General features: G+C 56.2%; 9 protein-coding genes. 6 read left to right on the plus strand and 3 right to left on the minus strand.

Translation table 11 applies throughout. The features are described from left to right. Window positions 1-77: 77 nt before the first annotated feature. Window positions 78-644, plus strand: a complete 567-nt coding sequence (locus ACN0XM_RS08995; protein ID WP_417566588.1) for a DUF2845 domain-containing protein — start codon at window positions 78-80, stop codon at window positions 642-644. A gap of 57 nt (window positions 645-701) precedes the next feature. Here ACN0XM_RS08995 and ACN0XM_RS09000 read toward each other — a convergent pair whose 3' ends face one another. Further along, a complete protein-coding gene (locus ACN0XM_RS09000; protein WP_417566589.1) occupies window positions 702-1,181 on the minus strand; it encodes an NADAR family protein in 480 nt (159 codons plus the stop codon). A gap of 64 nt (window positions 1,182-1,245) precedes the next feature. Between ACN0XM_RS09000 and ACN0XM_RS09005 the strand changes: the two genes are divergently transcribed. Together ACN0XM_RS09005 and ACN0XM_RS09010 are read left to right on the plus strand one after the other, a co-directional pair. Further along, entirely contained in the window at window positions 1,246-2,217 is a 972-nt protein-coding gene (locus ACN0XM_RS09005; protein WP_417566590.1) for a DUF6635 family protein, read from the plus strand. A 274-nt stretch (window positions 2,218-2,491) separates the two neighbouring features. Then, window positions 2,492-2,698, plus strand: coding sequence for a cold-shock protein (locus tag ACN0XM_RS09010; protein ID WP_044383919.1), 207 nt, complete (start codon window positions 2,492-2,494; stop codon window positions 2,696-2,698). 77 nt (window positions 2,699-2,775) lie between these two features. Here the strand turns inward: ACN0XM_RS09010 and ACN0XM_RS09015 are convergent, their stop codons facing one another. Together ACN0XM_RS09015 and ACN0XM_RS09020 are read right to left on the minus strand one after the other, a co-directional pair. After that, entirely contained in the window at window positions 2,776-4,395 is a 1,620-nt protein-coding gene (locus ACN0XM_RS09015; RefSeq protein WP_417566591.1) for a methyl-accepting chemotaxis protein, read from the minus strand. 178 nt (window positions 4,396-4,573) lie between these two features. Next, entirely contained in the window at window positions 4,574-4,933 is a 360-nt protein-coding gene (locus ACN0XM_RS09020) for a DUF4399 domain-containing protein (RefSeq protein ID WP_417566613.1), read from the minus strand. Window positions 4,934-5,266: 333 nt separating this feature from the next. Between ACN0XM_RS09020 and ACN0XM_RS09025 the strand changes: the two genes are divergently transcribed. The 3 genes from ACN0XM_RS09025 (at window position 5,267) to ACN0XM_RS09035 (ending at window position 8,504) form a co-directional block, all read left to right on the plus strand. Continuing rightward, window positions 5,267-5,452 (plus strand): hypothetical protein, encoded by a 186-nt coding sequence (locus ACN0XM_RS09025; protein WP_417566592.1) that lies wholly within the window; start codon window positions 5,267-5,269, stop codon window positions 5,450-5,452. A gap of 175 nt (window positions 5,453-5,627) precedes the next feature. Next, window positions 5,628-6,395, plus strand: coding sequence for an SDR family oxidoreductase (locus tag ACN0XM_RS09030; protein ID WP_417566593.1), 768 nt, complete (start codon window positions 5,628-5,630; stop codon window positions 6,393-6,395). 120 nt (window positions 6,396-6,515) lie between these two features. Next, window positions 6,516-8,504, plus strand: a complete 1,989-nt coding sequence (locus ACN0XM_RS09035) for a hypothetical protein (protein WP_417566594.1) — start codon at window positions 6,516-6,518, stop codon at window positions 8,502-8,504. Window positions 8,505-8,992 lie beyond the last annotated feature (488 nt).

The raw sequence follows: 8,992 nt of genomic DNA on the forward strand, positions 1-8,992 counted from the left end.
TCAGCACTCTGCAATTCCGCCACATCATCAATGGCGAAGTATTGCATCTGAACACCAAACCGGCGCAAAGTCAGACGATGACAAAGCTTCATCAGCTACTAGCCCTCATTGTCCTCGCTGCCGTGGCCCAGACCAGCCTGAGCGCGCTTCGGTGCGGCAGCTCGCTGGTCAGCGAAGGTGCCTGGCCCATCGAGGTAGAAGAAAGCTGCGGGCCGCCGGACTATGTCGCTGAATACCCGACCGCGACGATTCCCGGGCTGGGCGTGATTCAAACGGAAGAACACTGGTATTACAACCCGGGGCCCCAGCATTTCATCCGGCGTGTGGTCTTTCGTAACGGCAAGCTAGCCCGCGTTGACAACCTGGGCTATGGGTTCCACGTCTCTGATTCCCCCAGCTGCAACCTCAGTACCCTCAGGCACGCCAAAACTGAATACGAGCTGATAGCCCGCTGCGGCGAGCCTGCATCCAAACGGGTGGAGTGGCAGACACCTTCAATTCAGAGACACTCGAAGACCTGGCAAACCCTGCAACCGGTGCTCGTTCAGGAGTGGCTGTACGACTTCCCACGCAATCAGTTTCGACAGGTTGTCACCCTGAAAGACGGACAAGTCGTGAACATTACATCTCGCCCTGGCAAATGAATCGGATTCAGAAGGAGCGCCTGAAATAACCTCGGCTGGAATTCCGACGGTTGGGAATCAACCCCGCTCCTCCCGTTCTTCTCGCAACTTGGCCCTCACATTCATCAACACGTGCCCGTAACGGTTTTCACCCAGACGGTCACGGCCACAGCCCCAGAAGTAATCATAATTGCTGTTTTCAACAATTTTCTGCTCACCGGTATCAAGCAGCGCCTCCGCCAGCTCCGGGTTGGCGCGGCAACGCACGTACAGGCCCCGCGTCATCACGGTTTCACGCATCTGCTTCCAATCCGGCCGCAGGCTCTTGTGGCGCTTGCGGCCGAGTTTCCCCGCCCTCGCGGGTGTATCCGCTGTCCTCACCTTTTCCTGCCGGTTATCATCGGTGAATTTCATACCCTGGAAGTAGTGCTCCAGGGTGGGCCAGACCTTACCCTCCAGCTCAAAGCTGAAGGGTATATGGGTTCCCAATGGGTTTTCTGGATCCGTTCGTGACATGAACAGGTCATTCTCGCCGTTGTCGGCCGCAAAAAGAGACATGGTTACGATCCTTCAAAAAAACAGTAGTGTTCACATACCACCAAGTATCACTGAGTCAGAGCCAATGGTCACGCCGCCGCCAGAAATAACTCCCGAACACCATGTCTCCGAAATTGAGATAGAGCAGGCAATCCGCACAGGCATCGAGCGCTACTTTGACGACTGCCGGGCACGGGTACCGGCGTTTATTGACCGTCATTTCCATTACCCAGGTGCCATCGCGACCAACCGGATGGCACTGGGATGGGACATGTTGCGGGCCCCCATCAATCTACTGTGGGCGCCGGTGTACGCCCTGGCATCCCTGGTAAAATTCCTGACGCCCAATCGAACTGGCTTGATGTGGCTGCACGGCTTGGCAAACCGTGTCCCCGCCGGGTTTACCACACGCGTACAACAGCACATCTCGCACCTGATCCTGGTGGACCTGTTGAACAATGGTCAGGAAGACCCACTGCTGGAGAGCTATCTGATTGCGGAGCTGGAAGCGGTCTATGAGCGCCATTCCTGCGAGCCTGTCGATCACCAGCGGTTTAACAAGCTGATTGAACCGTTGGTGACGGACACTCTCAGTCAGTACCGAGTAACCCGAACGGCGTCTGCCGATATCACCAACAGCATTACCTGCACAGTGTTGGGCGCGTTTGCGTTCCAGAAGTTTACTCCGGGAGGCATCGGGCTCGGAATTGTACTCGCGTCCATGCTCGCAAAAACCCTGGCCGCCAGGGACTTTGTCCTGGGTGAAACCATCGGCAGATGGTACTACAGCGTATTTCCACCGGAGCCGTCACTGGCGACAACGGCCAGTGTTATGGTTGCTGTCATGGTCACATTGGCGGCATTTGCGGCCTTGTCCGGTGTAATTTTCGACCCCGTTCAGGCGGCAGTCGGCTTGCATCGTCGGCGCCTGCACAAGCTACTGGATCACCTGCAGAGGGACGTGACACTCAGCACCCAAAGCAGCTTTCGCCCGAAAGATCAGTTTGTGGCGCGGGTTCTGGACACATTCGACATGATCAGATCGGGTTTACTTTAGCTCACGCCGCTCAACAAATACCGGTTAGCCGCAGGCAGGACAGATCTGCGCAAATAATTGAAAGCTTTGCTATGCAATGCCTCTTAATTAGCGTACTGTCTCGGTCGTTGGAAAGATTTAGCAAAGCATTTCACGAATAAGACCTTTTGTGTTGTCAAACCTATTGTCCTGTTTTTGATCCTGCACGTTTCTTTATTATTTCCCGCATATCGCTGATCAAAGATCACAACGATCTTTCGACGGCACATTAATGATTAAATTCAGGGTATTTATTATGTCTACTATTAAAGGCAACGTTAAGTTCTTCAATGAAGCAAAAGGTTTTGGCTTTATTACTCGTGAAGGCGGAGCAGACGTTTTTGTTCATTACAGCTCTATTCAGGGCGGCGGATTCAAGACTCTGGCCGAAGGCCAGGAAGTTGAGTTCAGCGTGACCGAAGGCCAGAAAGGCCCGCAGGCAGAGAACGTTATTGGCCTGTAAATAACAGCCAATACGTGATGAAAAAAGGCAGCCTCCGGCTGCCTTTTTTATTGAAAATTGAAAAACCGGACCAGCCATTAGCCAGCCGCAAGCAAAAGATCCGGATTAAAGCCCATGACCACCGCACCCCAGTGCTTGCCGTTCACATACACAGGGACGGAAAGGTCATTCAGAATTTCTCCCGTATCCCGAATATAAGTCTGCAGCAGGAACCGCTCCGTGTGGTTGGCCCGCCGCTTTTCAGTCTCGTTGCTGTTATAGAGCCGCTGATCGCGGCTGTAGAGAAGGTCTTTGTCATGGTCGCCGGTAATCGGCTGCGACGTGGTTTTATGGTGAACGGGTATGTAGCCATTGGCGTCCACCAGCAGGCTATAGACCGTACCATCAAAGCGTTCTTTGCTGCGATCTGTCAGATCCTGGAACACTTGCTTGAACCGATCGACGAACCGGGTCCGGTACTTTTGTGGCCAGGTATTCGGAACCGGTTCGTAGCGGCGATCAAAGACGTCAACACCCTGCTCGGCCAGCTCGGTGAGCCTGCCCTCGAATTCGGCCGCCAGCGTCAGGCGTTCCTCCAGGATTTCCTCAAAAGCGCCCCGGCCGATGCGGTAACGGGCCAGCAGCGCCATAGATGACTCGGTGGCTTTGCGCAGTTGCTCGGAGTAGGCGTCCGATTCGGCAATTTCCCTCGCCAGCTCGCGACCAAGCTGATGGATCTCGTTGCCGTGCTCATGCACCTGACGATTGGTAATACTCACTTCCTCTACGGAAGAAGTGATCGACAGAAGCTCCTCGTGCGCCTGCTCAATGTATTGGAGCATGTCGTCGAACTGGGACGCGGTTGAGGTCACCTCCTCACGGGCCTGGCCGGTTTGCTCAAGCAGCTGCTCCGTGTCCTTTTCGGTACGACTGACCCGGGAATCCATATCGCTAATGATCTGATTCACATCGCCCGTCGCCGACGCAATCTTCTGGGCCAGTTGGCGCACTTCATCCGCCACCACGGCGAAACCGCGACCGGCCTCGCCAGCCCGCGCCGCCTCGATGGCGGCATTCAGGGCCAGCAGGTTGGTCTGGTCCGAGAACCCCTGCACCATCTCCAGAATCTTGCCGATCTTGCCCGAGCTCTCGCTGAGCCCAGCGACAGTCTCGCGGAAGCTCAGCAGCTGGTCGTTAGCCTGCCGGATTCGCTCGGCCGCCTGGGACAACGCCTGATTAGACTCCCGCACCCCGTCAAGATTTCGGGAATTGAGCTCCGAGACCGATCCGGTACGCTGGGTAATGTCCTCCAGGGCCGTGGCACCCTCACCACTGGACTGGGCAATCAGCTCCGACACCTCTTCCTGCTTACGGGCGCTCTGCTGCGCCTCGCCGGTAAGCTTGCGCAGCCTGGCCGACTGCACCGCCACCTGCACCGCATGATGGCGAAGATCTGACAGGGCGCCTCGCATGCTGACCAGCAGTTCATTATGCTCTCTGGCAATTCGCCCGGCTTGGCCGGAGCCGACCGGCTGATCCGTTGAAATATCCAGCACCCCCTGACCATGGCCCGCACCGGATTCGGTCTCTGTTTCGGCACTGGCCACCCGATCTCGGCCCAGCCACCAGGCCAACGCCGTTATCAGAACAGCCAGTCCGAGCCCGACCAGGGCAAATTCCGGCACCACCACGGCCAGGACGAACAGGGCCAGAACCAAAACATTACTGACGCGGCATATCAAAGGTTGCCGTGGACCACTTTCTAAAGCGACTGCATTCATTGTTGTTAGCGCTCTCTGCAGGAAACGGTATTCTGGAGTTATCGGCAGAGCTCACCGAAACTTCAGCGTATTGTCGTCCCGCATCACCTGCGCACCCCAATCAACGCCTACCCACTTATTCAACCGTGATCGTTATCTGCTCAGAGACAACCGGCGGGCTGTGCGGCACATGGGCATAGTTGCCAAGCAACAGCTGCAAGGTGTGCTCGCCAGGCGGCAGCGTAATCTCCGTTTCGGTCTGTCCGCCGCCGAAATGCTTGATGTGGTCGGTCGCCGGAAGCGGCTTGCTCAAATCGGACGGCACCTCGGCGTCGATCAACAAATGGTGGTGGCCGGTACCCGCTTTCTCTACTCCCGCAGGCGCGACACCCATATTCCGCAGACCAAACACGACTTTGAAGGTGCCCTCAACCGTTTCCCCATCGGTCGGCTGAACGAAATACACTTCGGCATTTGCCGGGGCATCGGACATCATGCTCTCAGCGAATGCGGTTACCGGGGCTATCAACAGAGCTGAAAATAAGGCAATTACGATCCTGTTCATTCCACGTCCTCCTTAACCTTTGTCAAAGGTCAGTATAGAGCGCGAAATAACGTATCGACACCTCCCGGCTGATTATTTATTGACCAGACTTGAGAGGGTTCTACCCCGTTACTGCGGACATTCCATAGACTATGTTTGAATAGCAGTTAACCGCAAAACCGGCGGGCCAACAGAGCCTGAAATCGCAGTGGCACGATCAGTATTGACGGATCGCCCCACAGAGTCCTGAATATAAGAGGTATCACGTTAAAGGAGGAAGCGGACATGAAATGGATCATAATCACCATTATTGGTGCGGTTGTGGCCGTCTGGCTTTATAAGGGCCGTCGCAAGAACAGCATTGAAGACCCTGACGTGAAGACCTATGAGGACAAGGACTTCTACCTCACATCGGATGACAACGCATCGGATGACCAGTCATCCCCTGATAAGAGTAATCCGCGCCACTGAGGCGCTCCTCAGACCGGGAAGTGATCATTCCCTGACGAAGTCTGCCGAAGAGAACGTCTTAAGGCGGCGAAGGATGAGTTGCGCGCCCTTTTCGGCAAGCCTCGCAGAAACCAGTAACATACCTGATCCCACTTCAATTTCCATTTCCAATTCGAATCACCAGAAGGCAGAACATATGGCACAGCAACTCCCGGTCATACTCATAACCGGCGGTGCCCAGGGCATCGGCAAGGGCATTGCCGCCTACTTCCTGGACAAGGGCTGGCGAGTGGTGGTTCTCGACCAAAATACCGAAGCTATCAATGCATGCAGACAGGACCTTCGCAATCCGGAGAACCTGCTCCTGATCGAAACGGATGTGTCCCGCGAATCCGAAGTGGTCTCCGCTGTGGCCGAGGCCATGGAATGGGGTGAGCGGCTGGACGCGATGGTCAATAATGCGGGAATCGCAGACCCCGGCACCGGCCCCATAGAGACGCTGGAGCTTGCCCAGTGGCAGCGGCGAATTGACGTCAACCTGACCGGCGCCTTCCTGATGGCCAAACATGCGGTACCGCACCTTCGCCAGAGCCGGGGCTGCATCGTCAACATGGCCTCTACCCGCGCTCTGCAGTCCGAGCCCAATAGCGAGGCTTATGCCGCCAGCAAGGGCGGCCTGATTGCCCTGACCCATGCTCTGGCGATCAGTCTCGGCCCGGATGTCCGGGCCAACAGCATCAGCCCGGGCTGGATCGATGTCCGTGCCTGCCAGGCCCATGCGCCTGCCGAGCCGCAACCCCTGTCGACTGCCGATCACAATCAACACCCCAGTGGCCGCGTCGGCATACCCAACGACGTAGCGGCCATGGTGGCTTACCTGGTCTCGCCTGAAGCCGGCTTTGTGACCGGCCAGAATTTCGTGATCGACGGCGGCATGACCCGCAAAATGATCTACGAGGATTAAGAAACAAACCGGGACCAGACAAACCGGGATACCGTTATTTGCCCTGGCATCAAAAAATCAATCTGCCCCGGTTTTCAGGTCAAGTTGACATAGCTTGAGGTCAGCTGAAGGATAGATCGTATGTCGAAGACCAACCGTGAATCCGAAAACCGGAATAACCACGTCTCGGAAGAGCTCGTGAAGCCACTTGACGCTGCCATCCATCGCCTTGCTGAACGCAATGCCATTGAGGGCGTTTCGGCGGTATTCGAGGTGATCGATGCCGCAAAACCCCTTATGTTCAGCCCCGAAGGACTGGAAGCGCTTTACGAGCGCGTGCCGGCCATTGAGTCAGCCGGGTTCTTTGGCGGGAGCGATTGGGATTACCCCCAGACACTGGTGCCCTCTCTGGCGGCACGCACGGTGCGCCATGGTGAACCGGCCGCAGCGCTGGTTGAAAGCCTGAGCCAGGTTCGCCTTCTGGCGGTGGCCAAGGGCGACTACATACACCCATCTATCTCGGCGGAACACGCCCATCACTTTCTCGTCCAGGTATTGGCGATGAACCTCGACCTGATGGTCAGTGATCTCCAGGAGGCTGACCGGCTGCGGCCCGATCGGCTCGGCTACGCCGTTCAGAGCCTGTATCACTATCTGCTCCGGTACCTGGGCTATGACAATCTTCTGGAACATCTGGTGGCTGAAGTCTGGCGGATTCTCGAGCAACGCCCGGTCCAGGTGGATGGCGTCAAACAGATGGTGACCCAGATTGCCGTGTGCCTGGAAAAACCGGATGCGCTGGGTGGCGAGGTTAACGACGACGCGCTGCAACTGATCAACGCCGTGTTCAGTCCCACCGAAGGTTGCCGTGAAGACCCCGGTTTCGATGTCTACGCTGAACGACTGGCGGAAATGGACGATGCCACCTTGCTGCAGGAGGCCATCGACTTTGCCCGGGCCATGCACAGTACCGGCCTGGTGTCGGCCTACATGCCGGTGTTCATACGTTACCTGCGTGGCCGCTGGAACGCCTTGATTCCCACGGCTCTGGGCCTGAGCTACACGGGTGCCGACGCGTTTCACTGTTACCCCGCGTTGATTCATACCCTGATTGACGAGGCTCTGTTTCCCGAAACCAGCCAATGTGCCTATGGCCTGGCCATGATGCTCGAACGGGGCATTCTCTACGCGCCTCCGGTGGCGCCTTCCCTCTGGCGCCAGATCCGCCTGTCGCTGTGCGACGCTGCCGCCGAAAAGATTGTGTCAGTCTTCGGGGACAGCCGCCCCCCTGAAGTCTTCTTGCTCGCCGACGTGCTCAATGTGCTCGGGCGCCCCCTGGGCGTCGGACAGGGGAACTATCCAACCTGTCAGTCCACGCGCGCCCTGTCCATGTGGGCTTACAACATGCCGGCCGAGCTGCTTCGGATCCTGGCCTGGGCGGCACGTGACGATGAAATCGTGATGCGCTTTGAAGGCAACAGTATTTCCTCGCGGGAACTCGGTACCGGGTTGGCCACCGAGCCGCCGGTGGATGTGGATGCAGTCTCACTACTGACCGTTCCGCACCTGGATCGTATCTATTTTGAAATGGGTCGGCGCAGTGTCGGGCGCGGAGAAGATCCCCACAAATGGGTCAACGCCGAATTCCACGGCGACCATGTTGGCCACGGATTCCGAATTGCCGTAGACGTGTTCACCGGCGGCATGAAAGACTTCGAAGGGTTTATCCGGGATTTTTATGCGGCCTATCATCCTTTCTACAATGGCAACATTCCGGTCATCAACCCACAACCGGCCGGCATTGCGGTGACCGACAGCGCCACGCGCTTTCTTGGCTGGCATGCCATCACCATTCAGCGGCTTGCGCTGGATCCGGACAAAACCATGCGCGTCTACTTTTTTAACCCAAACAATGACAGCGGACAAAACTGGGGCCAGGGGATCGTAACCTCCACTCACGGCCACGGCGAACTTTACGGTGAAGCCTCGTTGCCGGTGGCCGAGTTCGTCTCCAGGTTGTATGTATTTCACTATGATCCGATCGAAAAGGGCGAGCCTGGTGCTGTCCCCGCCGAGGAGGTCAACCGGGCCATGGAACTGGCCCAGGGAAGTTGGGCCGCGGGGCGGTAGCAAGCCCTAAACCCGCCGATCTATCGTCAAGTCTAAGGCCACGCTGGCCATTTTGAAGGGGAAACCGGGCATAAGTATGCTGGGACGGCCCCATACCCTTCTCTTCCCCCTCAGCGGACGTAAAGTATCAGCTTGTTCGACCAGACGCTTATATATACCCGGCCTTTAACTGTCTGAGAAATTATATACCTTCCAAGTGTGTAGGCTTCCATACAGGTTTTATTGACCAATACACCAAGAAGCTTCATGTCGACAAATAATACAATTTATGAGCCACACAAAAAATCCTAAAGAATATAAATAGTTGAATTAACATTCAATAAACTATTATGGCACGGATCTGGAATGTTTTCCTTTCTGACTATGTTTGCTAGCGGGTTCTTTTTTCAGTTCTAGTAGTCAGTGTTCCCCTGACCTGCCCCCAATAACTAAACCACTCACTGCTTAGTAATGTCGGTTAATTTCGACCCTTTTCCCGTAGTCCGGTA

The sequence above is a fragment of the Marinobacter sp. genome (assembly GCF_048269445.1).
Lineage (GTDB): Bacteria > Pseudomonadota > Gammaproteobacteria > Pseudomonadales > Oleiphilaceae > Marinobacter.